This window comes from Angustibacter sp. McL0619 (assembly GCF_049994355.1).
Lineage (GTDB): Bacteria > Actinomycetota > Actinomycetes > Actinomycetales > Angustibacteraceae > Angustibacter.
Genome location: NZ_CP188257.1, coordinates 1,396,207 through 1,419,510 on the forward strand (window position 1 = coordinate 1,396,207; position 23,304 = coordinate 1,419,510).

Annotated in this window: 26 protein-coding genes and 1 tRNA gene; 13 read left to right on the forward strand and 14 right to left on the reverse strand. The window is 71.9% G+C overall.

Features of this window, described 5'->3' with window-relative positions; all coding sequences use genetic code 11:
* Positions 1-124 precede the first annotated feature (124 nt).
* Both ACPPVT_RS06225 and ACPPVT_RS06230 read left to right on the forward strand, forming a co-directional pair.
* Positions 125-733: a hypothetical protein gene (locus ACPPVT_RS06225; protein ID WP_426566152.1), complete on the forward strand. Its 609-nt coding sequence runs from the start codon at positions 125-127 to the stop codon at positions 731-733.
* A gap of 9 nt (positions 734-742) precedes the next feature.
* On the forward strand, positions 743-1,921 hold the full coding sequence (locus ACPPVT_RS06230; RefSeq protein ID WP_426566153.1) for a glycosyltransferase 87 family protein: 1,179 nt from the start codon (positions 743-745) through the stop codon (positions 1,919-1,921).
* Here the strand turns inward: ACPPVT_RS06230 and ACPPVT_RS06235 are convergent.
* A complete protein-coding gene (locus ACPPVT_RS06235) occupies positions 1,870-3,102 on the reverse strand; it encodes a citrate synthase family protein (RefSeq protein WP_426566154.1) in 1,233 nt (410 codons plus the stop codon). The genes ACPPVT_RS06230 and ACPPVT_RS06235 overlap by 52 nt on opposite strands.
* Positions 3,103-3,156: 54 nt before the next feature.
* Between ACPPVT_RS06235 and ACPPVT_RS06240 the strand changes: the two genes are divergently transcribed.
* Entirely contained in the window at positions 3,157-4,335 is a 1,179-nt protein-coding gene (locus ACPPVT_RS06240) for a citrate/2-methylcitrate synthase (protein ID WP_426566155.1), read from the forward strand.
* A gap of 90 nt (positions 4,336-4,425) precedes the next feature.
* Here the strand turns inward: ACPPVT_RS06240 and ACPPVT_RS06245 are convergent, their stop codons facing one another.
* A complete protein-coding gene (locus tag ACPPVT_RS06245; RefSeq protein ID WP_426566156.1) occupies positions 4,426-5,085 on the reverse strand; it encodes a TetR/AcrR family transcriptional regulator in 660 nt (219 codons plus the stop codon).
* Positions 5,086-5,159: 74 nt separating this feature from the next.
* Here ACPPVT_RS06245 and ACPPVT_RS06250 point away from each other — a divergent pair, with 74 nt between their 5' ends.
* Together ACPPVT_RS06250 and ACPPVT_RS06255 are read left to right on the forward strand one after the other, a co-directional pair.
* A complete protein-coding gene (locus tag ACPPVT_RS06250) occupies positions 5,160-5,591 on the forward strand; it encodes a nuclear transport factor 2 family protein (RefSeq protein ID WP_426566157.1) in 432 nt (143 codons plus the stop codon).
* Positions 5,588-6,472, forward strand: a complete 885-nt coding sequence (locus ACPPVT_RS06255) for an SDR family oxidoreductase (RefSeq protein ID WP_426566158.1) — start codon at positions 5,588-5,590, stop codon at positions 6,470-6,472. The genes ACPPVT_RS06250 and ACPPVT_RS06255 overlap by 4 nt, the downstream gene beginning before the upstream one ends.
* Positions 6,473-6,499: 27 nt before the next feature.
* Here the strand turns inward: ACPPVT_RS06255 and ACPPVT_RS06260 are convergent, their stop codons facing one another.
* From ACPPVT_RS06260 to ACPPVT_RS06295, 8 genes are read right to left on the reverse strand one after another with little or no spacing between them, the layout of a single operon-like run.
* Positions 6,500-7,288 carry an IclR family transcriptional regulator domain-containing protein gene (locus tag ACPPVT_RS06260; protein WP_426566159.1) on the reverse strand — a complete coding sequence of 263 codons (789 nt, stop codon included), beginning with the start codon at positions 7,286-7,288 and terminating at the stop codon, positions 6,500-6,502.
* On the reverse strand, positions 7,288-7,683 hold the full coding sequence (gene pcaC / locus ACPPVT_RS06265; protein ID WP_426566160.1) for a 4-carboxymuconolactone decarboxylase: 396 nt from the start codon (positions 7,681-7,683) through the stop codon (positions 7,288-7,290). The genes ACPPVT_RS06260 and pcaC overlap by 1 nt, the downstream gene beginning before the upstream one ends.
* A 10-nt stretch (positions 7,684-7,693) precedes the next feature.
* A complete protein-coding gene (gene pcaD, locus ACPPVT_RS06270) occupies positions 7,694-8,473 on the reverse strand; it encodes a 3-oxoadipate enol-lactonase (RefSeq protein WP_426566161.1) in 780 nt (259 codons plus the stop codon).
* On the reverse strand, positions 8,470-9,825 hold the full coding sequence (locus ACPPVT_RS06275; protein ID WP_426566162.1) for a lyase family protein: 1,356 nt from the start codon (positions 9,823-9,825) through the stop codon (positions 8,470-8,472). Before ACPPVT_RS06275 ends, pcaD begins: the two co-directional genes overlap by 4 nt.
* On the reverse strand, positions 9,800-10,393 hold the full coding sequence (gene pcaG / locus ACPPVT_RS06280) for a protocatechuate 3,4-dioxygenase subunit alpha (protein ID WP_426566163.1): 594 nt from the start codon (positions 10,391-10,393) through the stop codon (positions 9,800-9,802). The genes ACPPVT_RS06275 and pcaG overlap by 26 nt, the downstream gene beginning before the upstream one ends.
* Positions 10,383-11,099, reverse strand: coding sequence for a protocatechuate 3,4-dioxygenase subunit beta (gene pcaH / locus ACPPVT_RS06285; RefSeq protein ID WP_426566164.1), 717 nt, complete (start codon positions 11,097-11,099; stop codon positions 10,383-10,385). The genes pcaG and pcaH overlap by 11 nt, the downstream gene beginning before the upstream one ends.
* A gap of 25 nt (positions 11,100-11,124) precedes the next feature.
* Entirely contained in the window at positions 11,125-11,865 is a 741-nt protein-coding gene (locus ACPPVT_RS06290) for a CoA-transferase subunit beta (RefSeq protein WP_426567071.1), read from the reverse strand.
* Between the two features lie 29 nt (positions 11,866-11,894).
* The gene (locus ACPPVT_RS06295; protein ID WP_426567072.1) at positions 11,895-12,713 is read right to left on the reverse strand and encodes a CoA transferase subunit A; all 819 of its coding nucleotides are present in this window, start codon (positions 12,711-12,713) and stop codon (positions 11,895-11,897) included.
* A 220-nt stretch (positions 12,714-12,933) separates the two neighbouring features.
* Here ACPPVT_RS06295 and ACPPVT_RS06300 point away from each other — a divergent pair, with 220 nt between their 5' ends.
* The 3 genes from ACPPVT_RS06300 (at position 12,934) to ACPPVT_RS06310 (ending at position 16,703) form a co-directional block, all read left to right on the forward strand.
* Positions 12,934-14,394 (forward strand): benzaldehyde dehydrogenase, encoded by a 1,461-nt coding sequence (locus tag ACPPVT_RS06300; RefSeq protein WP_426566165.1) that lies wholly within the window; start codon positions 12,934-12,936, stop codon positions 14,392-14,394.
* A gap of 16 nt (positions 14,395-14,410) precedes the next feature.
* A complete protein-coding gene (locus ACPPVT_RS06305; protein ID WP_426566166.1) occupies positions 14,411-15,595 on the forward strand; it encodes a 4-hydroxybenzoate 3-monooxygenase in 1,185 nt (394 codons plus the stop codon).
* Between the two features lie 106 nt (positions 15,596-15,701).
* A complete protein-coding gene (locus ACPPVT_RS06310; protein ID WP_426566167.1) occupies positions 15,702-16,703 on the forward strand; it encodes an IS481 family transposase in 1,002 nt (333 codons plus the stop codon).
* Here ACPPVT_RS06310 and ACPPVT_RS06315 read toward each other — a convergent pair.
* From ACPPVT_RS06315 to bcp, 4 genes are all read right to left on the reverse strand, one after another.
* Positions 16,700-17,512: a class I SAM-dependent methyltransferase gene (locus ACPPVT_RS06315; protein ID WP_426566168.1), complete on the reverse strand. Its 813-nt coding sequence runs from the start codon at positions 17,510-17,512 to the stop codon at positions 16,700-16,702. The two genes, ACPPVT_RS06310 and ACPPVT_RS06315, sit on opposite strands and share 4 nt — an antisense overlap.
* A 21-nt stretch (positions 17,513-17,533) precedes the next feature.
* Positions 17,534-17,615, reverse strand: a tRNA-Leu gene (locus ACPPVT_RS06320).
* Positions 17,616-17,627: 12 nt separating this feature from the next.
* The gene (locus ACPPVT_RS06325; protein ID WP_426566169.1) at positions 17,628-17,987 is read right to left on the reverse strand and encodes a VOC family protein; all 360 of its coding nucleotides are present in this window, start codon (positions 17,985-17,987) and stop codon (positions 17,628-17,630) included.
* Positions 17,988-17,998: 11 nt separating this feature from the next.
* Positions 17,999-18,463, reverse strand: coding sequence for a thioredoxin-dependent thiol peroxidase (bcp, locus tag ACPPVT_RS06330; RefSeq protein WP_426566170.1), 465 nt, complete (start codon positions 18,461-18,463; stop codon positions 17,999-18,001).
* 58 nt (positions 18,464-18,521) lie between these two features.
* Here bcp and ACPPVT_RS06335 point away from each other — a divergent pair, with 58 nt between their 5' ends.
* The 5 genes from ACPPVT_RS06335 (at position 18,522) to ACPPVT_RS06355 (ending at position 23,299) form a co-directional block, all read left to right on the forward strand.
* Positions 18,522-18,785 carry a DUF3618 domain-containing protein gene (locus tag ACPPVT_RS06335; RefSeq protein WP_426566171.1) on the forward strand — a complete coding sequence of 88 codons (264 nt, stop codon included), beginning with the start codon at positions 18,522-18,524 and terminating at the stop codon, positions 18,783-18,785.
* A gap of 87 nt (positions 18,786-18,872) precedes the next feature.
* Entirely contained in the window at positions 18,873-19,169 is a 297-nt protein-coding gene (locus tag ACPPVT_RS06340; protein WP_426567073.1) for a GroES family chaperonin, read from the forward strand.
* A gap of 80 nt (positions 19,170-19,249) precedes the next feature.
* A complete protein-coding gene (locus ACPPVT_RS06345) occupies positions 19,250-20,566 on the forward strand; it encodes a cytochrome P450 (protein ID WP_426566172.1) in 1,317 nt (438 codons plus the stop codon).
* A gap of 112 nt (positions 20,567-20,678) precedes the next feature.
* Complete coding sequence (locus tag ACPPVT_RS06350; RefSeq protein ID WP_426566173.1) at positions 20,679-22,169, forward strand: HD-GYP domain-containing protein; 1,491 nt, start codon at positions 20,679-20,681, stop codon at positions 22,167-22,169.
* 92 nt (positions 22,170-22,261) lie between these two features.
* The gene (locus tag ACPPVT_RS06355) at positions 22,262-23,299 is read left to right on the forward strand and encodes a uroporphyrinogen decarboxylase family protein (protein WP_426566174.1); all 1,038 of its coding nucleotides are present in this window, start codon (positions 22,262-22,264) and stop codon (positions 23,297-23,299) included.
* Positions 23,300-23,304: the final 5 nt, after the last annotated feature.

Here is a 23,304-nt window from a genome sequence, read left to right on the forward strand (position 1 = left end):
CATCACCCGCGATGCGAGGTTGCCACGATCGTCGTGCTTGGGGCGTACTCGGCGCGGGCCTACGGGAGTACCGTGGCTGGCTGCCACCCCGCTGTGGCGCGAGGTGGGCCGAAGGGAGCCCGTCATGTTCGTACAGGTGATCCAGGGTCATGTTTCGGATGCCCCGAAGGTGCGTGAGCAGCTCGACAAGTGGGTGAGCGAGCTGGCCCCCGGGGCGGACGGCTGGCTGGGCAGCACGTCCGGGGTGACCGAGGACGGCCAGGTGGTGGCCCTGGCCCGGTTCGAGTCCGAGGAGGCCGCGCAGCGCAACAGCGATCGGCCGGAGCAGTCGGCGTGGTGGGACGGCATGGCTGCGCTCTTCACCGACGAGCCGGTGTTCCACAACAGCACCTCGGTCGAGGTCGACACGGTCGGGGATCCGGACCAGGCCGGTTTCGTCCAGGTCATGCAGGGGCTCTCGAGCGACCCCGATCGCGCGCGCGAGCTGATGGCCAACGAGCCGACCGACATGCGGGCGTTGCGGCCGGACATCCTCGGCACGATGTCGATCGGGCACGACGCCGGCGCCTGGACGATGGCCATCTACTTCACCTCCGAGGAGGCGGCCCGCGAGGGCGAGCAGAAGGAGATGCCGCCGCAGATGCAGGAGATGATGCAGGAGATGCAGGCGCTCACGATCGGGGAGCCTTCGTTCTACGACTTCAAGGACCCCTGGCTCAACTCGCCGGGCTGACCGCGGACCTTGCGTCGTTCCCGGCTGCTGCGCGGGCCGGCGCCCGTTCTGGCGCTGGTCTTGACCGCTGCTGTGGTCGGTGGCCTGCAGGGCGGTTTCACGGATCTCTTCGTGTACCGGTACGGCGGCCGGGCGGTGCTCGACGGGTTGCCCACCCTGCAGTCCGCCGACCCGGTGACCGGGCTGTGGTTCACCTACCCGCCGTTCGGAGCGGTCGTGATGGTGCCGGTGGCGCTGATGCCGGCCTGGATTGCGGCCGCGCTCTGGACGGGCGCGTCGGTGGGTGCGCTCGCGGCGGTCGTCGTCCTGGTCCGCCGTTCGCTGGGCCGACCCGCGCCGGGATGGTGGGTAGCGCTGGTGACCGCCGGTGCGATCGCCCTGGAACCGGTGTGGCAGAACCTCGCCTTCGGGCAGGTCAACGCGATCCTGATGCTGGCCGTGCTGGTCGACTTGGTGCTGCCTGAACGGCGTTGGACCGGTGTGCTGGTCGGCATCGCGGCCGGGGTCAAGCTGACCCCGCTGGTGTTCGTCGTGCTGCTCTTGCTGGTGGGTCGTCGAGCCGCCGCGGGACGAGCGGTCCTCACCTTCTTCGCCACCATCGTGGTCGGCTTCGTGATGATGCCGACCTACTCGACGACGTACTGGACCGACCGGCTGCTCGACGCGAGCCGGGTCGGTCCACCGGCCCTGGCCCACAACCAGTCGGTGTACGGTGCGCTGACCCGACTCCTGGACGGACCGCCGCCGACCCTGCTTTGGTTGGCGGTCGCCGTGCCGCTCTCGGTCGCGGTGCTTGTCGTCGGGGCCGGCTGGTGGCGCCGGGGTGACCGGGTGCTCGGCACCTGTCTGGGGGCGCTCGCCATGCTGCTCGCCTCACCGATCTCGTGGTCGCACCACTGGGTGTGGGTGGTTCCGGTGGCGCTGGCGCTGTGGGAGCGCAGCCGTTGGGCGGCCGCCGGGTGGGCCGCGGTGTTCGTGGCTCGACCGATCCTGTGGCCGCCCTACGGGCACAACCGCGAGTACGGCTGGAGCGCGTTCGACCACGTCGTCGGCAACGCCTACCTGATCGCCGCCGTGCTGCTGGCTGCCTGGGCCGCAGCAACGCTCGACCGCCGGGTGAGGCCGGCTGGGCCGGCTCAGTCGCCGGTCGGCGTCGGCACGGGCTGCGGCGGACGCGGCCCGCGGTAGCGCCCCTCGCCACGGAACCGCAGCGGCGTCTCGTCGTACTCCTCCAGGGCGTGCGCGACCCAGCCGACCGACCGGGCGACGCAGAAGACGACCTCGCCGCCGTCGCGCGTCATCCCGGTCGACTCGCCCAGGGCGGCCAGCGCCAGGTCGACGTTGGGGTGCAGGTCGCTGGCCTCGACCAACCCGCGCACGACGTCCATCACCTCGTCCGCGACGGGCTCGTCGGCGAGGCGGTCCAGCAGGGCCCGGCCGCGCGGGTCGCCGTCGGGGTAGAGGGGATGGCCGAAGCCGGGCAGCGGCCGGCCGGTGCGCAGGTGGTCCGCCACGACGAGTCGCGGGTCGCGCTCGTGGGCGCCGCGCAGCAGCTCGCGGGCCAGCGTGCTGGCCCCACCGTGCAAGGGTCCCTCCATCGCGGCCAGCCCGGTGGCCACCACCGCGTAGGGGTGCGCCCGAACGGACGCCGCGGTGCGGGCGGCGACGGTCGACACGGCCAGGTCGTGGTCCATCAGCAGGACGAGCGCCGCGTCCAGGCAGCCGAGCAGCCGGTCCGTCGGCGGCTGCGGAGACAGCCTTGCCCACAGCCGTCTGGTCAGCGGTGCGCCGTCGTCCGGCTGCACGCCCACCACCGGCAGCGCCTCGACCATGGTGGCCAGCAGCCCTTGCGCCGCAGGCAGTACCGCTCGCTCGCGCACGTCGTAGCGCAGCGGGTCGACCGACCCGGCAGCCGCGACGGCGACGCGTAGCCGACCGACCAGGTCGGCTGAGGGCGGCAGCGCGTCGACCGCAGCCCGAGCCGCGGCCAGCGGCTCGGGCGCGGGGGTGAAGGCCGCCGGCTCGAGGTCGCCGGTCCACAGCCACTGGGCCGCAGGCTCGAACCCCACGGCCGCGGCCAGCTGCACGGCGTCCACCCCGCGCAGGTACAGCCGACCGCCGTCGATCAGCGTGATGTCGGTGTCGACCACCGGGCCGCGCCAGGTCCGCTGCGGGGCGGCGCGCCGACGCCCGCCGCTGCCGGCCAGCGCCTCGACCTCGGCGCGATCGAAGGTGCTGCCCCGGCCGCCGGCCGCTCGGGTGCTGCTGAGCAGACCGCGGCTGACGTACGCATAGACCGTCTCGAGCCGGACGCCGAGCAGGTCAGCGACCTCCTGGGTGCTCAGACGGGTCCCTCTCAGGTTCGTCATATATTGACTGTATCAACGTTGACAACTATGGACCGCCGAACGCACTCTGCTGACATGAACGCGACCCGTGAGCTGGCCCAGGACGACGTGATCGAGGTACCCCGGGGACTGAAGGGGGTGGTGGTCACCGAGACCGAGCTGGGCGACGTCCGGGGGCAGCAGGGCTTCTACCACTACCGCCAGTACTCCGCGGTCGAGCTGGCCGAGTCCCGCGGCCTGGAGGACGTCTGGTTCCTGGGGCTGCACGGCCGGCTGCCCGACGCCACCGAGCGCGCCCAGTTCGCCGCGCAGGTGGCGGCCGCCCGGCACCTGCCCGCCGAGCTGGTCGCGGCGCTGCCGGTGATCGCCGCCGCCGGCGGGCCGCCGCTGGACGGCCTGCGCACCGCGCTGTCCCTGCTGGGCAGCGCGCTGGGGCTGCAGCCGGTCTACGACCTCGACGACGCCACCCGCCGCGGGGACGTGCTGGCGCTCGCCGCCGCCGTGCCCACGGTGCTGGCCGCGCTGCACCGGCTGCGTAGCGGCCTCCAGCCGCTCGAACCACGTGACGACCTCGGGCACGCGGCCGCCTACCTGACCATGCTGACCGGTCAGCAGCCGTCGCGGGCGCAGGCGCGGGCGGTCGAGCAGTACCTGGTGCTGACCGTCGACCACGGCTTCAACGCCTCCACGTTCACCGCGCGGGTGATCGCCTCCACCGGGGCGGACGCCGCCGCCTGCCTGGTCGGCGCGATCGGCGCGCTGTCCGGGCCGCTGCACGGTGGTGCGCCCAGCCGCGCCCTGGACACCCTGGACGACATCGGGACGCCGGACCGGATCGACCCTTGGGTGCGGGCGCGGGTGCTGTCCGGCGACCGGATCATGGGCTTCGGTCACGCCGTCTACCGCACCGAGGACCCGCGGTCCCGGCTGCTGCGCTCGGTGGCCGAGCAGCTCAGCGCGGGTAACCAGGAGGCGAGCGCCCTGGTCGAGCTCGCCGAGCAGACCGAGCGCCGGGTCGTGGAGATCCTGGCCGAGCTGAAGCCGGGCCGCGAGCTGCACACCAACGTGGAGTTCTACGCGGGCGTGGTGATGTACCTGTGCGGCCTGCCGCGGGAGATGTTCACCCCGACGTTCGCGGTGGCCCGGGTGATCGGCTGGGCGGCGAACGTGCTCGAGCAGGCCCGAGACAGCAAGATCATCCGGCCCTCAGCCCGCTACGTCGGGCCGCCGGCTCCGCAGCCCGTGCCGCGCTGAGCCGAGAAACCCCGCCCGAAAGCAATCCTTGCGGGCCTGCGCTCCGTAGACAGAACGGGGCCTCGTCGTCCTCCCGCGACGGGGCCCCAGCTACCGGTCGACCTCATCCGGGCGGAGTGAGGGTTGGGGTAGCAGTGCGGCCACCATGCTCTCGGTGACGAACTGGCCGTAGCGACGAAGTGACCAGCCGCGACGCACGACCAGCAGGTCATAGAGGTCTGGCGAGCTGTAGGTCCACATGATCTCGGCAGCCAGAGCCTGCGTGACGCCGGGCTTGAGGCGACCGTCCAGGACGCGCGCATTGCGTCGCATGCGCCTCAGTCGCTGGCTGTCGGTCTGGGCCAGCAGCCGTCTCATGTCGAGGTCGGTGGCAGCGGCGGAACGGATCAGCAACAGAATCGGCGCGACCTGCGGCGCCACCTCAGTGGTGAGCTGCCCCCAGTTGCGGATGATCTCGAGGGGGTCGCTGACCGTGGCCTGCATCCGGTCAGACCGCTCTGGCGCCGGGACCTGACCTCGCCCGGCCAGGCCGCGCTCCCAGATGGCCGCCACCAGGCCGGACTTGCTCCCGAAGCTCTTGTACACCATCTCGACTGAGACCCCGACGTCAGCGGCAACCGACGCGATCGTCGTGGCCGCGTACCCATCGGCCAGGAACCGTCGCCTGCCCGCCTCGATCAGGGCGTCGTAGTTGCGCTGCGCCTGTTCGAGCCGGCGACTGGAGTCGTAGTTCCGCTTGAGGTTCGCCATCCACTCCTCGCTCCGCTGAATTGGATACATGCTACTGTAACGAACCTACGGGGAACCATCTTGAGGAGGGCCCGATGACATCCACTGCGAAAGAGGTGGTGCAGCGCCTGGCGCAGGCCACGAACGACCATGACCTCGACGCGATCGTGGCCTGCTTCGCGACCGACTACGTCAACGAGACGCCCGTGCATCCCGCGCGCGGGTTCGTGGGCAGTGCGCAGGTGCGCAGCAACTGGTCGCAGATCCTCAGCGGCGTGCCCGACATTCGCGCTCGCGTGCTGGCGATCCACGCCGAGGACGACACGGTCTGGTCTGAGTGGGAGATGTCCGGGACCCGACGCGACGGCGCAGCCCACCTGATGCGCGGTGTGAACATCTTCATCGTGAGGGACTCACTGATCCGGGCGGCCCGGTTCTACCTCGAACCAGTCGATCTCGAGCCTGGACTGGTCGAGGAGTTCGTGCGGTCCACCGTTGGCCAGGGCTCCGGGCCGGACCCGACATGATCCTGGTGGCGGGCGGCACGGGCGTGCTCGGTCGCAGGGTCGTGAAGCGCCTCACCGATCGAGGCGACGCTGTCCGGGTTCTGACCCGTGACCCGAGGCGGGCTGCAAATCTCCCGGACGCGGTCCAGGTAGTCGTCGGGGACCTTCGATCCGATCCGATCGACCAGTTCGTCGACGGCGCCAGCACGGTCATCTCGGCTGTGCACGGGTTCGCCGGGCCCACGCGCACCACGCCCGAGGCGGTCGACCGTGACGCGAACGCCCGTCTGGCCGCCGCCGCGAAGCTGGCAGGAGTGGGTCATTTCGTGCTCGTCTCGGTGGTAGGCGCTGCACCGGACCACCCGATGTCACTTCATCGGATGAAGTACGCAGCCGAGCAGGGTCTGCACCAATGCGGAATCAGCTCCTCGATCGTGCGTGCGACCAGCTTCCTGGAGACTTGGATGCAGGTCATCGGCGCCAAGCTTGCCGACGGCGGACCGGCGCTGGTGCTCGGACCCGGCCAGAACCCGATCAACTTCCTCTGCGCCGATGACCTCGCGGCCTTCGTCTGCCTCGCGGCAGACCGCGACCCGCGCATCGCCGAGGGGATCTCAGTGGGGGGACCACAGAACCTGAGCTTCACCCAAGTCGCTGAGCACCTGCTCGCAGGCACCAAGGGCAGTCCAGGGATCAGGCACGTTCCCCTGCAAGCCCTGCGCGCCATGTCCGTCCTGGCCAAACCGATCCATCCGGCCTTCGCCAGGCAGGCGCAGGCGGCAGTCGTGATGAACACCATCGACATGACGTTCGACGCAGCTCCCCTGCGAGCCCGCTTCCCGGAGATCGAGGCCACCACGCTGGCCACGCTCACCGAACGCGCAGGCTCCCAGGCACGCTGACCCCCCTCGCCCAGCCGGGCAAGGAGGTCAGCGGGCTACCCGCCACAAGTCGTCCTCGAGGGCACGGGCGGTCTCCTGCAGCGGGCCGAGCAGCTCGCGGCGGATGTCGTCAGAGCTGCCCCGGCTGATGTGCGCGGACAGGTTCATCGCCGCGACGACCGCGCCGTTGGCGTCGTGCACCGGGACCGCCAGCGAGCGCAGCCCCTCCTCCAGCTCTTGGTCGACCAGCGCGTAGCCCTGCGAGCGGACCCGGCCCAGCACCGCGCGCAGCCGTGGCACCTCGGTGACGGTCCGCGGCGTCAGTGCGACCAGGGTGGTGCCGGCCAGGTAAGCGTCCAGCCAGGCGTCGGGCTGGGCGGCCAGCAACACCCGCCCCATGGACGTCGCGTACGCCGGGAAGCGGGTTCCGACGGCGATCGCCACCGTCATGATCCGTTTGGTGGGCAGCCGGGCGACGTACACCACATCGTCCCCGTCGAGCACCGAGACGGAGCAGGACTCGTGCACCTTGGAGACCAGCACCTCCATGTGCGGCATCGCGATCTCCGGCAGGGACTGGCTGGACAGGAACGCGTAGCCGAGCTCGAGCACCCTGGGGCGCAACGAGAACAGCCTCCCGTCGGTGCGCATGTAGCCGAGGTCGACCAGGGTCAGCAGGAACCGTCGCGCGGCTGCCCGGGTCAGGTCGGTGGCCCGGGCGACCTCGCTGAGCGTCAGCGCCGGGTGGTCCGCGTCGAAGGCGCGGATCACCGCGAGCCCGCGCTCGAGGGACTGGACGAAGTCGGGGGAGCGAGTCGGCCCGGGGTCGGTGGTCATCAGCCGTCCTCGGGCTCGGACGGGGCGTCGGCGAGCGCCGCGTCGGCCACCCGGAAGGCGCGGTTCGCCGTCGGCACCCCGGCGTAGACGCCCACCTGCAGCAGGATCTCGGAGATCTCCTCGCGGGTCAGCCCGTTGCGCAGCCCGGCACGGCAGTGCATGGCGAGCTCCTCCTCGTGCTGCAGGCTGGCCAGCATCGCGATCGTGATGGCGCTGCGGGTGCGCCGGTCCAGCCCCGGCCGCGACCAGATGTCGCCCCAGGCATAGCGGGTGATCAGGTCCTGGAACGGCTCGGCGAACGGGCTGGTGGCGGAGGTGGCCCGGTCCACGTGGGCGTCGCCGAGCACCTCGCGGCGCACGGCCGTGCCCTCTCGGCGGCGGTCGTCGTCGTCCACGGTGGCTCCTTCAGTCGGCCGTTAGGTGGTCCAGCAGCAGTGCGCTGACGGCGTCCGGCTGCTGCAGGTTGGCCAGGTGCGCGGCGTCGTCCAGGACCTCCAGGCGGGCCCCCGGGACGGCGCTCACGATGACCCGTGAGTGCTCCGGTGGGATGGCCGGGTCCTGCTGGGCGGCGATGACCAGGGTGGGGCAGGCGATCTGTGGCAGGTCGGCGAGCAGATCCATGGCGGCGATGGCCTCGCAGCACGCGGCGTAGCCGGTCGGTGGGACGGCGAGCAGTCCGTCGCGGTGGGCGGTGACCAGGTCGGGGTGCTCGGCCGCGAAGCCGGGGGTGAACCAGCGCCCCACGACGGCGTCCGCGACGGCGGCCATCCCGCCGTCCAAGACGGCGCTCGCGCGCTCGTGCCAGGGCTGGGCGGGGCGGAGCCGGGCTGAGGTGCACAGCAGCGCGAGTCGCTCGACCCGTTGCGGCGCATGGGCTGCCAGCCACATGCCGACCATCCCGCCGAGCGAGAGCCCCGCGTAGCGCACCCGTTCGATGCTCAGCCGGTCCAGCAGCGCCAGCACGTCTGCACCGAGGTCGTCGATCCGGTAGGGACCCGGCGGCACCTCGGACTCGCCGTGCCCGCGGTGGTCGTAGCGAACCACCCGACAGCGTTGGCTCAGGGCGGCGACCTGTGGCTGCCACATGGTCCCGGTGGTGCCGAGCGAGCTGCCCAGCAGCAGCACCGGGGGGTCCGGCGAGCCGTCGGCCGGGCCGTCGACACGGGCGTGCAGGCGAGCGGTCATCGAGCGGCCAGCTCGTCGTGGCGGGCCAACGCCGCGTCGATCAGTGCGGGCGCCGAGCCCAGCCAGCCGCGTGGGTCCAGCGCAGCCTCGATGCCGTTCTCGCCCAACGCGTCCAGCACGGTCTGGTCCTTGCGCAGAGCGGCCGCGAAGTCGCCGGCGCCGATGTCGGCCACCAGCTGAGCGACCTTGGCGTGCGCGTCGCCGCGACCGAGCGCCGGGGTCAGCCGGGCCGCGACGGCCTCGGCCATCAGCACCCCGCCGCCGTCGTCCAGGTGGGCAGCCATGCGGTCGCCGAAGACCTCCAGGCCCTCCAGCAGGTCGGCGGTGCGCCGGCAGGTCCCGACCGCGAGCCGCACCAGGTCCAGCAACGGCTCCCACTCCGCGTGCCAGGCCCCGGTGGCCCGCTGCTGCTCGTGCACGGCAGAGCCGAACAGCGAGCCGACCAGCGCGGGGGAGCGTCGGGCGGCGGCGACGACCAGCACGCTGGCGACGGGGTTCTGCTTGTGCGGCATGGCGGACGAGCCGCCGCCGCTTGCCTCGGCCACCTCGCCGACCTCGGTCTGCGCCAGCAGCAGGACGTCGGTCGCCACCTTCCCGCAGGCGGCCACCAGAGCGCCGAGGCCGGCGGCGATGTCCAGCACCGGCTGGCGGTCGGTGTGCCAGGGCGGGCCGGCGCTCAGCCCGAGCCGCTGCGCGAACCGGGCGGCCACCGCCTCACCGTCCGTGCCGTAGAACGCCCGGGTGCCGACGGCGCCGCCGAGCTGGGCCGGCAGCCGGTCGGCGACCAGCAGCCAGCGAGCCAGCGCGGTGTCCAGCTGCCCGAGCCAGCCGGCCGCAGTCAGCCCGAAGACGGTGGGGGAAGCCTGCTGGCCGAGGGTCCGACCCACGCAGACGGTGTCGCGGTGAGCGTCCGCCAGCCGGGCGGTGGCCACGCCGGCGGCCCGAGCGGCGCCGACCAGCGGCCGCGACGCACGGGCGACCAGCAGCACCAGCGCGGTGTCCAGCACGTCCTGGCTCGTCGCCCCGGGGTGGACCCAGGCGCGAGCGGCCGGTTCGACGGCGGCCTCCAGCGCGCGCATCAGTGGCACGACAGGGTTTCCGGCCCGCAGTGTGCCTGCAGCGAGGTCGCCCAGGTCCAGCCGGCTGGGGTCCGCGCACGCGGCGGCCACCGCGGCCGCGGCAGAGGTCGGTGCCAGCCCGCAGTCGGCGACCGCCCCGGTCAGCGCGGCCTCGACGTCCAGCATCGCCCGCAGCAGCGCGCGGTCGTCCACCAGCGCGTCGACGTCCGGGCCGGCGGTCAGCCCGCTGAGCAGCGGCGCGCCAGCCTCAGAGGTCGAAGTAGACGGTCTCATGGTCCCCCCGAAGGTGGATGTCGAACACGAGCCCGTCCGGGCCCGCTGACGCCACGAGCGTAGGGCGCCGGTCGGCTGCGACGGCGCGCAGCAGGTGGTCGGCGTCGTTCGCGGCCTGCTCGTCCGGCAGGTAGATCCGGGTGACGACGCGGTCCAGCAGTCCGCGGGCGAACACCGACACGTCCAGGTGCGGTGCCTGGGTGCCGCCGCGGTCGTCCGGTAGCCGGCCGGGGCGAACGGTCAGCACCGCCCACCGGCCGTCGGCATCGGTGGCGGACCGGGCGAAGCCGCGAAATCCTTGCGGCACAGCAGATTCGTCCCGTCGTGGCACTGCGTCCGGATGGTCGAACCGACCAGCCGGGTCGCACTGCCAGGTCTCCACCAGAGCGTCCGGCACCGGTTCGCCGGCGCCGTCCAGCACGTGCCCCCGCACCCAGAACGCGTCGAGGGTGCCCGCCGGGACGGCGTACGCGCCGTCCGGCCAGATCAGGCCGAGGGACAGGTACGGCCCGACGGTCTGCGACGGGGTGGTGCCGAGCACGTCGGTGCCCACAGGCTCACTCGTCATCGTCGTCGTCCTCGAACGGGGTCTGCTCGCGGCCGCGGAGCACGATGTCGAACCGGAAGCCGAGCGCCCACTCCGGCTCGGTCGCGCCGTGGTCGTAGCGGCAGATCATCCGTTGTCGGGCAGCAGGATCGGGGACCGCGTTGAAGATCGGGTCCTGGAAGAACAGCGGGTCACGGGGGAAGTACATCTGGGTGACCAGGCGCTGGGTGAACGAGCGCCCGAACAACGAGAAGTGGATGTGCGCCGGGCGCCAGGCGTTGTCGTGGTTGCGCCACGGGTAGGCGCCGGGCCGGATGGTGACGAAACGGTACCGCCCGTCCGCGTCGGTGAGCGTCCGCCCGGTGCCGGTGAAGTTCGGGTCGACCGGTGAGGGCCAGTTGTCCGTGACGTGCCGGTAGCGCCCGCCCGCGTTGGCCTGCCAGACCTCGATCAGCGTGTGCGGCACCGGTCGGCGGTCCTGGTCCAGCACCTGGCCGTGCACCACGATCCGTTGGCCCTGTGGCTCGCCGTCGTGCTGTCGGGTGAGGTCGTGGTCCAGCGGGCCGAGCCGACCCTGGCCGAGCAGCGGCCCGGTCAGCTCGGTGAGCATGTGCGGCAGGTACTGCAGCGGCTGGCTCGGCGCGCGGAGCACCGTCGAGGCGTAGTCCGGCCACCTCAGCGGTGGCGTGCTGCTGGGCTCGGTGCGGCGGTACGGTGCGGAGCTCATGGCCCTCCTGTACTGGGCGACTGGTTCATGATGCCGTTCGCAGCGTGGCGTTCAACGCGCGCAACGCCCGCAGCTCCTCCGGCTGCGGAGCCGGCGTGGTCGCCAGGTCGGCGGCGACCTTGAGGTCCCAACCCGTCGCATCCATGGCCTGCTGAACGCTGGCGCCGGGATGCAGCGAGGTCAGGGTCAGCTCGCAGGTCGTGGGGTCGGGCTCGAGAATCCCGAGGTCGGTGATCACCACGCGTGGACCGCGTCCGGTCAGCCCCCACCGCTCGCGGTCGCCCGGACCGGAGCCGAACCCGACGGACGTGACGAAGTCGAGCCGGTCCACGAAGCTGCGCGCGGACTGCCGGACGACCACCACTACCTCACGGCAGGACGCCGCGATCTCCGGTGCGCCACCGGCGCCGGGCAACCTGACGTCGGGTGCCGCGTAGTCCCCGCCCACCACGGTGGTGTTGATGTTGGCGAACCGGTCCAGCTGGGCGGCGCCGAGGAAGCCGACGTCGATCCGGCCGGGCTGCAGCCAGTAGTTGAACACCTCCGGGACCGAGACCACCGCGTCCGCGGTGTCGGCCAGGATCCCGTCGCCGATGCTCAGCGGCAGCCGGCTCGGCTTGGCGCCCAGGCACCCGGACTCGTACACTAGGACGAGCCGCGGGGCGTGGGTGGCGCGGGCCAGGTTGGCCGCGGTGCTGGGCAGCCCGATCCCCACGAAGCAGGCCGAGCCGTCGTGCAGCTGGCGAGCCGCCGCGACGGTCATCATCTCGTCCGCCGTCCACTGCGCGGCCGCGTTCACGTCATCACCCCGGCGCCCAGCACGTCCTGGTCGAGCCACCTGGTGAAGCTGTCGCGGTCCCGGCTGATCGCGTCCCAGCGTCGGTAGAAGTCGTTGTCCCGCACCGAGAACCCCTGTGCGTACGACGGGTGCGCCCCGCCGGGAACAAGGGCGACCGCGGTCACCACCCACGAGGGCAGCACGACCTGCCCGGGCACCGGCGTCAGCTCGTCCACGACCTCCTCGACCGTGACCAGCGACCGGTGCGCAGCGAGCACCGCCTCCTTCTGCACGCCGGTGATGCCCCACATCTGCACGTTGCCCTGCCGGTCGGCACGCTGGGCGTGCACGACCGAGACGTCGGGCCGCAGGGCGGGGACGGCGGTGAGCTCCTCGCCGGTGAACGGGCAGGTGATCGGCGCGATGTTCGCGGTGCGCGAGACCAGGTCGGTGCCGCGGTAGCCGCGCAGCACCGCGAACGGCAGGCCGGATGCGCCGGCCACGTAGCGGTTCGCCATACCGGCATGGCTGTGCTCCTCGAGCTCCAGCGGCCGGGGCCAGCCGTTCTCGACGGCGTCCCGGAAGCGGTGCAGCGAACCGACGCCGGGGTTGCCGCCCCAGGAGAAGACCAGCCGGGCCGCGCAGCCGGCGCCGATCAGCTGGTCGTAGACGACGTCCGGGGTCATCCGGACCAGGGTCAGCTCGCGGCGCTGCTGACGCAGGATCTCGTGCCCGGCGGCGAATGGGATCAGGTGGGTGAAGCCCTCCAGGGCCACCGTGTCGCCGTCGTGCACGAGCTCGGCGACCGCCTCGCCCAGCGTGACGATGTCGGCCATCACCACCCGCCCCTCGTCCGCGTCCGGCGCGTACGCATAGCGCACGGACGTTCCTATGACGAACATACGGAGTTCTGGGTCGGCCCGTCAACGAGCGCTTCGCCATTGACTGGGGCGGGGGCTGGTCCGTACGTTCTTCATGAGAACACATGTTCGTCATACGAACGCAGTCGTCAGTGACCGCAGTCCGTCGATCCCTGACGCACGCGAAGGAGGAACCATGACGCTGCTCGACGACACCAGCTGGCACGGGAAGGTGTTCAGCGACGGCTGGACGACGTCCTCCGGTGGTGACGCGCCGGTTCGTGAGCCGGCCACCGGTGACGAGCTGGCCCGCACCGGGATCGGTGACGCGGCCGACGTCGACCGCGCCGTCCGAAGCGCGCAGCAGGCCCAGACCGGCTGGGCGAGAACGAGCTTCGAGGAGCGCGCCGCGATCCTGCGCGCGGCCGGGCGGGTGTTCGAGGAGCAGGTCGACCACCTGCGAGACTGGATCGTCCGGGAGACCGGCGGCATTCCCCCCAAGGCCGACCTCGAACTGCACATCGCGGCCCAGGAGTGCTTCGAGGCCGCTGCGCTGACCTCGCAGCCGCTGGGCGAGATCATCCCGTCCGCGCAGCCACGGCTCAGCCTGGCCCGACGCCGCCCGGTCGGCGTCGTCGGGGTCATCTCGCCGTTCAACTTCCCGCTCATCCTGTCCATCCGCTCGGTCGCGCCGGCGCTGGCGCTGGGCAACGCGGTGGTGCTCAAGCCGGACGCCCGGACGTCGGTCGCCGGCGGCCTGCTGATCGCCCGGGCGTTCGAGGAGGCCGGTCTGCCGCAAGGCGTCCTGCACGTGCTCCCCGGTGGCGCCGAGACGGGCGCGGCCCTGGTCGAGCACCCCGGCGTGCCGGTGATCAGCTTCACCGGCTCCACGGCTGCCGGCCGCAAGGTCGGCGAGGCGGCTGGGCGGCTGCTCAAGCGAGCGCACCTGGAGCTGGGCGGCAACTCCGCGCTGGTCGTGCTGGACGACGCCGACCTGGACCTCGCGGTGTCTGCCGGGGCCTTCGGCTCCTTCATGCACCAGGGCCAGATCTGCATGACGACCGGACGACACCTGGTGCACGAGTCGATCGCGGACGAGTACGTCGGCCGGCTGGTCGAGCACGCCCAGGCCCTGCCGGTCGGCGACCCCTTCCGCGAGCAGGTGGCGCTGGGTCCGCTGATCGACGCCGGTCAGCGCGACCGGGTGCACGCGCTGGTCACTGCCAGCGTCGACGCGGGCGCCAAGGTGTTGGCCGGGGGTGAGTTCACCGAGCTGTTCTACCGGCCCACCGTGCTGGCCGACGTCACCGTCGACACCCCCGCGTACGCGCAGGAGGTGTTCGGGCCGGTGGCCCCGGTGATGCGCTTCGCGACCCTCGACGAGGCCGCCGCGCTGGCCGCCAACACCGAGTACGGCCTCTCGCTGGGCATCCTGAGCAGGGACGTGATGAAGGCCTACGAACTGGCCGAACGCATCCCCAGCGGCATCGTGCACATCAACGACCAGACCGTCGGCGACGAGGCGGTCGCACCCTTCGGCGGGGTGGCGGCGTCCGGGACCGGGTCGCGGTTCGGTGGTGCCGCCGCGAACATCGACGCCTTCACCGATACGCAGTGGCTGACCCTGCAAGCCAAGATCAACCCCTACCCGTTCTGAGGAGCACGTGACACCGGTGTCGACTCGGCGTACCCAGGTCGCCATCATCGGCGCCGGTCCGGCCGGGCTGATGCTGTCCCACCTGCTGCACCTGCACGGCATCGAGTCGGTGGTGCTCGAGGTGCGCGACCGCGCGTACGTCGAGCACCGGGTGCGGGCCGGCGTGCTCGAACAGGGCACGGTGGACCTGTTGCAGGACAGCGGGATCGGCGAGCGGTTGCTGCGTGAGGGGCAGCCGCACGAAGCGATCAACCTGCAGTTCCAGGGCGAGCGGCACCGGCTGGCCATGACCGAGCTGACCGGTCGGCGGATCACCGTCTACGGCCAGCAGGAGGTGGTCAAGGACCTCATCGCGCAGCGGCTGGCCGACGACGGGCTGATCGTGTTCGAGGCCGACGGCCTCACGGTCGACGGGGTGGACGGCGACGACCCGGTGGTGCGCTACCGCGTCGACGGCGTCCAGCACGAGCTGCACGCCGACTTCGTGGCCGGCTGCGACGGCTCGTACGGGGTCAGCAAGGACGCGGTGCCGGACGGCGTGCTGACCACCTACGAGCGCACGTACCCGTTCGCCTGGCTGGGGATCCTGGCCCAGGCCGCACCCGCGGTGCACGAGCTGATCTACGCCAGGCACGAGAACGGGTTCGCGCTCTACAGCCTGCGCTCCCCGCAGGTCTCCCGGCTCTACCTGCAGGTCGCACCGGACGAGGACCTCGCGCAGTGGCCGGACGAGCGGGTCTGGGCCGAGCTGCACACCCGGCTCGAGCTGGACGGCGACCCCGTTCGGGTCACCGAGGGTCCGGTGCTGGAGAAGGGCATCACGCCCATGCGCAGCCTCGTCGTCGAGCCCATGCAGCACCGCCGGCTGTTCCTGGCCGGCGACGCCGTGCACATCGTGCCGCCGACCGGCGCCAAGGGGATGAACCTGGCGATCGCGGACGCCCGGCTACTCGGACGGGCCTTCGACGCCTGGTACGCGCGGAGCGACCGCGAGCTGCTGGACGCCTACACAGCCACCGCCCTGCGTCGGGTCTGGCGAGCCCAGCACTTCTCGTGGTGGATGACGTCGATGCTGCACCGCTTCGACGGACACGACCCGTACGAGGAGCAGCTGGCCCTGTCCCAGCTCAGATATGCCACCACGTCGCAGGCGTACGCGCGCTCGCTCGCCGAGAACTACGTGGGCCTGCTGGACGTCTGAGCTAGCTGTAGTTCCCCGACAGGTTGTGAACGCGTAGGCGTAGACGGATAGCGAGGACCTCCAGTACGGAGGGGGTTACGACACCAACCCTCGACTGGAGGTCCTCGTGACTCACGCTAATGCCCCGCTGACGCCTGAGGGGCGTCGACGCCTGGCGGTCCTGATCGTCGAGCAGGGGTGGACGGTCCGTCGTGCTGCGGAGCGGTTGCAGGTCTCGCCCGCGACAGCGGCCAAGTGGGCCCGGCGCTACCGTGATGGCGAGCCGATGACGGACTGCTCGTCTCGTCCAGCGCGGTCGCCGCGGCGCTGCCCGCGCCGCCTTGAACGGCGCATCGTGAAGCTGCGGTACTGCCGGCGTTGGGGTCCGCACCGGATCGGCTATCACCTCGGGGTTCCGCGATCGACGGTTGGTCGCGTCCTGGCGCGTTATCGGATGCCGCTGCTGGTCCACCTCGACCAGGCCACCGGCCTGCCGGTCCGCAAGCCATCGCCGATCCGCTACGAGGCGGCGGCCCCGGGCGACCTGGTCCATGTGGACATCAAGAAGCTGGGCCGGATCCCGGACGGTGGTGGCTGGCGGGCCTTTGGTCGCGACTCCGAACAGCACCGACGCGCCCATGCCAGGACCGAGCGGGCCGGTCATGGTGGCGCGCCGACGTCGCGTGGCTACGTCTTCTTGCACCACGCGGTGGACGATCATTCCCGGCTGGCCTACTCCGAGCCGCTGCCTGACGAGCGCAAGGAGACCGCCGCGGCCTTCTGGGGCCGCGCCAACGCGTTCTTCGCCCAAGCCGGGATCACCGTCCGCGCAGTCATGACCGACAACGGCTCCTGCTACCGCTCACGCGACTTCGCCAACGCCCTCGGGCCCGCCATCAAACACCGACGGACCCGCCCCTACCGACCCCAGACCAACGGGAAGGTCGAGCGGTTCAACCGGACCCTGATCGTCGAATGGGCCTACGCCCAGGTCTATCTCTCCGACCAAGCCCGCGCAGCGACCTACCCCGACTGGCTCCACTCCTACAATCATCACCGACCCCACACCGGCATCGGAGGCCTCGTCCCCGCAGCCCGCGTTCACAACCTGTCGGGGAACTACAGCTAGCGCGCGCGGGCGACCGTGAGGGTCATCGCGAACCGCAGGTCCAGGTGGCCGCCGAAGTCGTGGTCGATCAGCCGGCGCAGACCGACGAGCCGCTCCGCCCGTGCCTGCGGCGGCAGGGCCCGGGTGGTCGAGAAGGTGTCGACCAGCCCCGCGAAGCGCTCAGCGGAGTAGCGGATGACGATCGGGAAGACCCGGAAGCCCACGGGTTCGAACAGGTCGGGATCGAGGTGCTCCGGTCGCAGATCGCTCACCCGCGGCAGTCGGGGCTCGTCGTCCGGGGAGCCGCCGTGAGCGTCGGCGCGGGGGTGCGGTTGCTCCGTCGCCGTCCGGTAGATCTCCTGGGAGGCAAGGAAGAACGCGTCGCCGGACTCGTCACTGACGTGTTCGCTGTAGATCGCTGCCAGGTGGCCGCCTTGACGCAGCAGGTCGTGCGGGCGCCGCGAGCGGACGGCTTCGGGGACCCAGTGCAGGGACGTCGCGGCGTACACGAGGTCGAACGCGTGCAACGGGAGGTCCGCGTCCTCCACGGGCGCCTGCACGACGTGCGCGCGTGGGTACGCCGCGAGGTTCTTGCGAGCGAGCCGGGCCATGGCGCCGCCGAGCTCAACGGCCGTGATGGCGAAGCCGCGGGCGGCCAGAGGAACCGTCGCCTGACCGGTGCCAGGCCCGATCTCGAGCAGCTCTGAGTCCGGTCCGATCCCCGTCACGGCCACGAGCTCGTCGAACAGCTCGTCCGGGTAGCCGGGCCGGACGTCCGCGTACTGGCTGGCGACGGCATCGAACGTCGCGCGCAGGTCCTGCTCCGACATTGTCGACCTCGCTCCCTTCCGTGCGGGAGAAGGGACTCGAACCCTCACGCCCGAAGGCACAGGAACCTAAATCCTGCGTGGCTGCCAGTTACACCACTCCCGCTCGCGGCCCAGCCTACGAGACGTGCTCGACCAGGCAGAGCTCGTTGCCCTCCGGGTCGGCCAGCACCATCCAGCGCACACCGGCCTCGGCCACCAGGTCCTGCCAGTCGCCGAGCCGTCGAGCGCCCAGACCCTCCAACATCGCGAGGTGCGCGTGCGGGTCCTGCGGGTGCACGTCGAGGTGCACCCGGTTCTTGCCGGCCTTCGCCTCGGGCACCTGCTGGAGCAGCACGACGGGACGGCCGTCCCGCTCCGGTGGTACCAGCGCGCGGTACCCCGGCGGCGCCTCGGCCTCGCGGTAGCCCAGGGCCGCCGCCCAGAACGGTGCGAGCGCCGAAGGATCGACGCTGTCGATGACGACGGTGATCCGCACCGGGTCCAGCCTCAGACGCCGAGCTGCTTGCGCAGCGACGCGACGTGCCCGGTGGCCTTGACGTTGTACTTGGCCAGCTCGACCGCGCCGTCCTCATCGACGACGACCGTCGAGCGGATCACCCCGGTCACGGTCTTGCCATAGAGCTTCTTCTCGCCGTAGGCGCCCCAGGCGGTGAGCGTGGCCTTGTCCGGGTCCGCCAGCAGCGGGTAGGTCAGCGACTCCTTCTCGACGAACTTGGCCAGCTTCTCCGGCTTGTCCGGGCTGATCCCGAGCACCTCGTAGCCGGCCGCCTGCAGCGGCGCCAGGCTGTCCCGGAAGTCGCACGCCTCCTTGGTGCAGCCCGGCGTCATGGCGGCGGGGTAGAAGAACACGACGACCTTGCGGCCGCGCAGGTCGTGCAGCGAGACCTCGCGTCCGGTGTGGTCGGTCAGGGTGAGGTCGGGGGCCGGTTCGCCGGCCGTCAGCTGTGCCATGACCCCATCTCACCATCAAGTCGTGCCAGCGGCGCCGCGGACCGGTAGGTTCGACGCCGTGAGCCAGAACGATCCCGCAGCCATCGAGTCTGAGATCGTCGCTACCCGCGACCACCTCAGGGGCACCGTCGACGAGCTCGCGCACCGGCTGATGCCGAAGGAGATCGCCCGCCGCTCGGTCGCCGATGCGAAGCAGGACCTGCGCGAGGCGACCACCAACCCGGACGGCTCGCTGCGGGTTGAGCGGATCGCCGCCGTGGTCGGGGCGGTCGTCGCCGTGGTCCTGCTGATCGGCATGCTGCGCCGCCATCGCAGCTCCTGAGCACCGGGCGCAGGTTCGTCGTCCTGGTTGGGCGCGGGTAGCGTGCACGTCGTGAGCCCCACCGACCAGTCCCCGTTGCCGATCCGGATGCTGCACGACCGACTGCTCGTCGCGGCGGACGGCGAGAGCGGCGAGCGGCGCAGCGGTGGCGGCATCGTGATCCCGGCGACCGCCGCGGTCGGCAAGCGGCTGTCCTGGGCCGAGGTCAAGGCGATCGGCCAGCACGTGCGTCAGGTGCAGGTCGGCGACCGGGTGCTGTTCGATCCCGAGGACCGCTCTGAGGTCGAGCTGCAGGGCACCCAGTACGCCCTGCTTCGCGAGCGGGACATCCACGCCGTCGCCGCACCGCGGGTGGACGACGGCCAGACCGGGCTGTACCTCTGAGCGCGGTAGGCCCGTCCGCGCCCGCCCGGCGCAACGCCCGCTACACCCCGCTCGCCGCCGACGGACCGCTGCCGCGGGACATGGTTCGCGACCTGCTGGCCATCCGCCGCGACCCGCTGGGCTACCTCGAGCGCACCGTGCAGCGGTTCGGCGACCTGGTGGCCTTCCCGCTGCCCCGCACCCCCGTGCTGCTGGTGAACGAGCCGGACGGCGTCCGCCGGGTGCTGGTGGAGAACCCGCGCGGCTACTCCAAGGCCACCGTGCAGTACACGGCACTGTCGGCCGTCACCGGTGTCGGGCTGCTGACCGCGGACGGCGACACCTGGCGCCAACGGCGCCGGATCGCCCAGCCGGCGTTCCACCACGGCTCGCTCGACGTCGTCGCGGCGCAGTCCGTGCTGGCCGGCCAGCGGATCCGGCGTGGTTGGCGGGGGCTGCCGGACGGCACCGCGGTGGACGTGGACGCCGCCTGCATGGCCGCGACCTTGGACGTCGTCGGCGGCACACTGTTCGCGGCCGACCTGGCGCAGGACGGCGAACGCATCGTCCGCGCCGTCCAGCAGGCGCTCGAGGTGGTCGTGCAGCGAGCCCGGCTGCCCCGCCCGGCCTGGCTGCCGGTGCCCAGCAGGCGTCGGCTGGACCGCGCGGTGGCCACCCTGGACGAGACCTGCGCGCGCGTCGTCCGGGCCAGACGGGCGCGCGGGATCACGGACGACGACACCGACCTGCTCGCCCTCCTGCTGCGTTCTGCGGACGCCGAGGGTGGGCTCACCGACCAGCAGGTGCGCGACGAGCTGGTCACCCTGGTGATCGCCGGCCACGAGACCGTCGCGTCGTCGCTGGCCTGGACGCTCCAGCTGCTGGCCGAGCACCCGCAGGTGCAGGACACAGTGCAGCTCGAGCTGGCCGAGGTGCTGGCCGGTCGTGAGCCCGGCTGGGCCGACTTGGCGGCTCTGCCGTACACCCGCAGGGTCGTCGACGAGGCGCTCCGGCTCTATCCGCCGGCCTGGGTGCTCACCCGGCGCGCCCTGCAGCCGGATGTGCTGGCCGGGGTCGAGGTACCCGCCGGCACGCTGGTGATCATCAGCCCGTGGCTGCTGCACCGGCGCTCGGCCGCCTGGGAGCGTCCGCTGGAGTTCGACCCGGACCGCTTCGCGGCGGCGCGGTCGAGCGCTCCCCGGCCGGACTACCTGCCGTTCGGGATGGGGCCGCGGCTGTGTATCGGCCGGGACTTCGCGCTGGTGGAGTCGGTCCTGGTGCTCGCCACGCTGCTGCCCGGCCTGCGCCTCGAACCGGCACGCCGCGACGGCGTGGTGCGACGTCCGGACGTCGACGCGTTGGTCACCCTGCGGCCGCGTGGCGGGCTGCCGCTCGTGCTGCGCCGTTGCGCCGGATGAGGGAATCATCCGCCGGGCACTGAAGTCTGCGACGTGGCCGGTCGAACGTGGGTAAGCCAACGGTGGTGGCACGGACGCGACCCCCGACGGGGCTCGACGACGGGACGCGGTAGTGATCGCCAGCACGAGTGAACCGCACTGGGCTCCACGTCCGGTGCTCTCGCTGGGAGTCCGGCTGGTCCAGTACGGCGTGCCCCTGCTCGCTGGCTCGCTCGCGGCCGAGCTGGTCGCCAAGCGGTTGGTGGGACACCTGCCCAGCCTGGGCACGATCGCGGCCGCGCTGACCGCCGCGGTATTGGTGAGCCTGCTGTTCTCGCGGCTGACGCTCCGGCTGGCACCGCTGGCGATGCTGTTCAAGATGACCATGATCTTCCCGGACCACGCACCGACCAGGCTGCGGGTGGCCCGGCGCTCGACGAGCGCCGACGACATCCGCCGCCGGTTGTCCAGCCCCAGTGCCGACGAGCAGGACGCGGCGGTGACGATGCTGGCCCTGGTCACCGCCCTGGGCCGGCACGACAAGCACACCCGCGGGCACAGCGAGCGGGTCCGGCTGTTCTGCGACCTGCTGTCCCGCGAGCTCGGGCTGTCCGAGGCCGACAGCGGCCGGCTGCGCTGGGCCGCGTTGATCCACGACGTGGGCAAGCTCGAGGTCGCCGTCACCGTGCTGAACAAGCCGGGTCGGCTGAACTCGACCGAGTGGGCACAGATCCGGATGCACCCGCAGGCCGGGGCCCGGCTGGCCAGGCCGCTGGCGGAGTGGCTCGGGCCGTGGTTCGCCGGGATCGTCGAGCACCACGAGCGCTTCGACGGCACCGGCTACCCGATGGGCCTGGCCGGTGACCAGATCTCGCCGTCCGGGCGAGCGGTGGCCGTGGTCGACGCGTACGAGACCATGACCGCGGCGCGGTCCTACAAGGCGGCGGTGACCGCCGTGGCTGCCCGGGCCGAGCTGACCCGTTGTGCCGGAACGCACTTCGACCCGGCCATGGTGCGCGCCTTCATGGGCATCGCCTTGCCGCGGTTGCTGTGGTCGGTGGGACCGTTGGCCTTCTTCGTCAACCTGCCCTTCCTGCGTTGGGTCGGCGACGGCGGCGCGCGGCTCGCCCAGGCGTCATCGACCGCGATGAACGCGGCGAGCGTCTCGGCCGTGGTCGTCGCATCGGGGAGCCTTCCTGCCCTGGTCACCGAGCCGACCGAGCTGCCGGTGGTTCAGCAACAGGCGCACCACAAGGTCGAGACGACCAAGCCGGCCGTGACCAAGCACAAGGGCGCGAAGGACACGTCGAAGGGCGGCCACGCGTCGAAGCCCGCCGCGAGGCCGACGGACGTCCCGGTGGGCGGACCGGATGCTACGACGGGGTCCACCGTCCTACCGGCTGCGGACTCAACCGCGCAGCCGGCGTCGGAGCCCACCTCCGAGCTCACCTCTGAAGCCAGCCCCGAACCCAGCGCGACGAACAGCGGGATCGGCGACGGCAGCGGTGGTGGCAGGGGGCACCGGGGCAAGGACGGTAGTGGCAGCAGCGGTAGTGGCAGCAGCGGTAGTGGCAGCAGCGGCAGCAGCGGCCGCGGGGGCGACTCCTCGGGCGGCGACGACTGACCCCGCGCTGACCGGTCGACGGACAGGCTCTGCCGTCCAGGGGGCGCGAGGGTGTATTGATGGGCTCGCATCCAACCCCGAAGGCGGCCTGCATGAACGACCTCCCGCTGTTCCCGACCACGCTGGTCGGCAGCTACCCGCAGCCCGAGTGGCTGATCGACCGCGCGAAGCTGGCCGGCCGGTTCCCGCCGCGGGTACGCGCGCGCGAACTGTGGCGCCCTGATCCGGAGTTCCTTGCGCAGGCCCAGGACGACGCGACGCTGCTGGCCATCCGCGCGCAGCAGGACGCCGGGCTGGACATCGTGACGGACGGCGAGATCCGCCGGGAGAGCTACTCGAACCACTTCGCCACGGCACTGGACGGCGTCGACATCGACAACCCGGGCGTCGGGATGGACCGCAGCGGCCACCCGAACCCGGTGCCGCGAGTGGTCGGACCGGTCCGCCGTCCAGGACCGATCCAGCGCCCTGACGTGGAGTTCCTGCTGGCCAACACGGACCGGACGACGAAGGTCACCGTGCCGGGACCGTTCACCATGTCCCAGCAGGCGCAGGACGACCACTACGGCGACCCCAGGTCGCTGGCGCTGGCCTACGCCGAGGCCTGCAACCAGGAGGTCAAGGACCTGTTCGCCGCTGGGGCGGACATCGTGCAGCTGGACGAGCCGTACATGCAGGCGCGCCCGGACGCGGCTCGCGAGTTCGGCCTCGAAGCGCTCAACCGCGCCCTGGACGGCGTGGGCGGGACCACCGCCGTGCACCTCTGCTTCGGGTACGCAGCGATCATCCACGAGCGGCCCTCCGGCTACTCGTTCCTGCCCGAGCTGGCGGACTGCGCGTGCGACCAGGTCTCGATCGAGACGGCCCAGTCCGGGCTGGACCCCTCGGTGCTGACCCGGCTGCCCGACAAGACGATCCTGCTCGGCGTGCTTGACCTGTCCACCCCGCAGGTGGAGACCCCGGAGGTGGTGGCGGCGCGGGTGCGGCGTGCGCTGCCGTTCGTCGAGCCCGAGCGGGTAGTGCTGGCCAGCGACTGCGGCATGAAGTACCTGCCTCGCGAGGCGGCCGAGGGCAAGATGGCATCGCTGGTGGCTGCCGCCCAGGTGCTGCGTGCCGAGCTCGCCGGCTGACCAGA

Coding starts and splice junctions, on each gene's coding strand:
- ACPPVT_RS06225 (WP_426566152.1), top strand. CDS start 125: ATGTTCGTACAGGTGATCCAGGGTCATGTTTCGGATGCCCCGAAGGTG.
- ACPPVT_RS06235 (WP_426566154.1), bottom strand. CDS start 3,102: ATGACGAACCTGAGAGGGACCCGTCTGAGCACCCAGGAGGTCGCTGAC.
- ACPPVT_RS06240 (WP_426566155.1), top strand. CDS start 3,157: ATGAACGCGACCCGTGAGCTGGCCCAGGACGACGTGATCGAGGTACCC.
- ACPPVT_RS06245 (WP_426566156.1), bottom strand. CDS start 5,085: ATGGCGAACCTCAAGCGGAACTACGACTCCAGTCGCCGGCTCGAACAG.
- ACPPVT_RS06250 (WP_426566157.1), top strand. CDS start 5,160: ATGACATCCACTGCGAAAGAGGTGGTGCAGCGCCTGGCGCAGGCCACG.
- ACPPVT_RS06255 (WP_426566158.1), top strand. CDS start 5,588: ATGATCCTGGTGGCGGGCGGCACGGGCGTGCTCGGTCGCAGGGTCGTG.
- ACPPVT_RS06260 (WP_426566159.1), bottom strand. CDS start 7,288: ATGACCACCGACCCCGGGCCGACTCGCTCCCCCGACTTCGTCCAGTCC.
- pcaD (WP_426566161.1), bottom strand. CDS start 8,473: ATGACCGCTCGCCTGCACGCCCGTGTCGACGGCCCGGCCGACGGCTCG.
- ACPPVT_RS06275 (WP_426566162.1), bottom strand. CDS start 9,825: ATGAGACCGTCTACTTCGACCTCTGAGGCTGGCGCGCCGCTGCTCAGC.
- pcaG (WP_426566163.1), bottom strand. CDS start 10,393: ATGACGAGTGAGCCTGTGGGCACCGACGTGCTCGGCACCACCCCGTCG.
- pcaH (WP_426566164.1), bottom strand. CDS start 11,099: ATGAGCTCCGCACCGTACCGCCGCACCGAGCCCAGCAGCACGCCACCG.
- ACPPVT_RS06290 (WP_426567071.1), bottom strand. CDS start 11,865: ATGATGACCGTCGCGGCGGCTCGCCAGCTGCACGACGGCTCGGCCTGC.
- ACPPVT_RS06295 (WP_426567072.1), bottom strand. CDS start 12,713: ATGGCCGACATCGTCACGCTGGGCGAGGCGGTCGCCGAGCTCGTGCAC.
- ACPPVT_RS06300 (WP_426566165.1), top strand. CDS start 12,934: ATGACGCTGCTCGACGACACCAGCTGGCACGGGAAGGTGTTCAGCGAC.
- ACPPVT_RS06315 (WP_426566168.1), bottom strand. CDS start 17,512: ATGTCGGAGCAGGACCTGCGCGCGACGTTCGATGCCGTCGCCAGCCAG.
- bcp (WP_426566170.1), bottom strand. CDS start 18,463: ATGGCACAGCTGACGGCCGGCGAACCGGCCCCCGACCTCACCCTGACC.
- ACPPVT_RS06340 (WP_426567073.1), top strand. CDS start 18,873: ATGCTGCACGACCGACTGCTCGTCGCGGCGGACGGCGAGAGCGGCGAG.
- ACPPVT_RS06345 (WP_426566172.1), top strand. CDS start 19,250: ATGGTTCGCGACCTGCTGGCCATCCGCCGCGACCCGCTGGGCTACCTC.
- ACPPVT_RS06355 (WP_426566174.1), top strand. CDS start 22,262: ATGAACGACCTCCCGCTGTTCCCGACCACGCTGGTCGGCAGCTACCCG.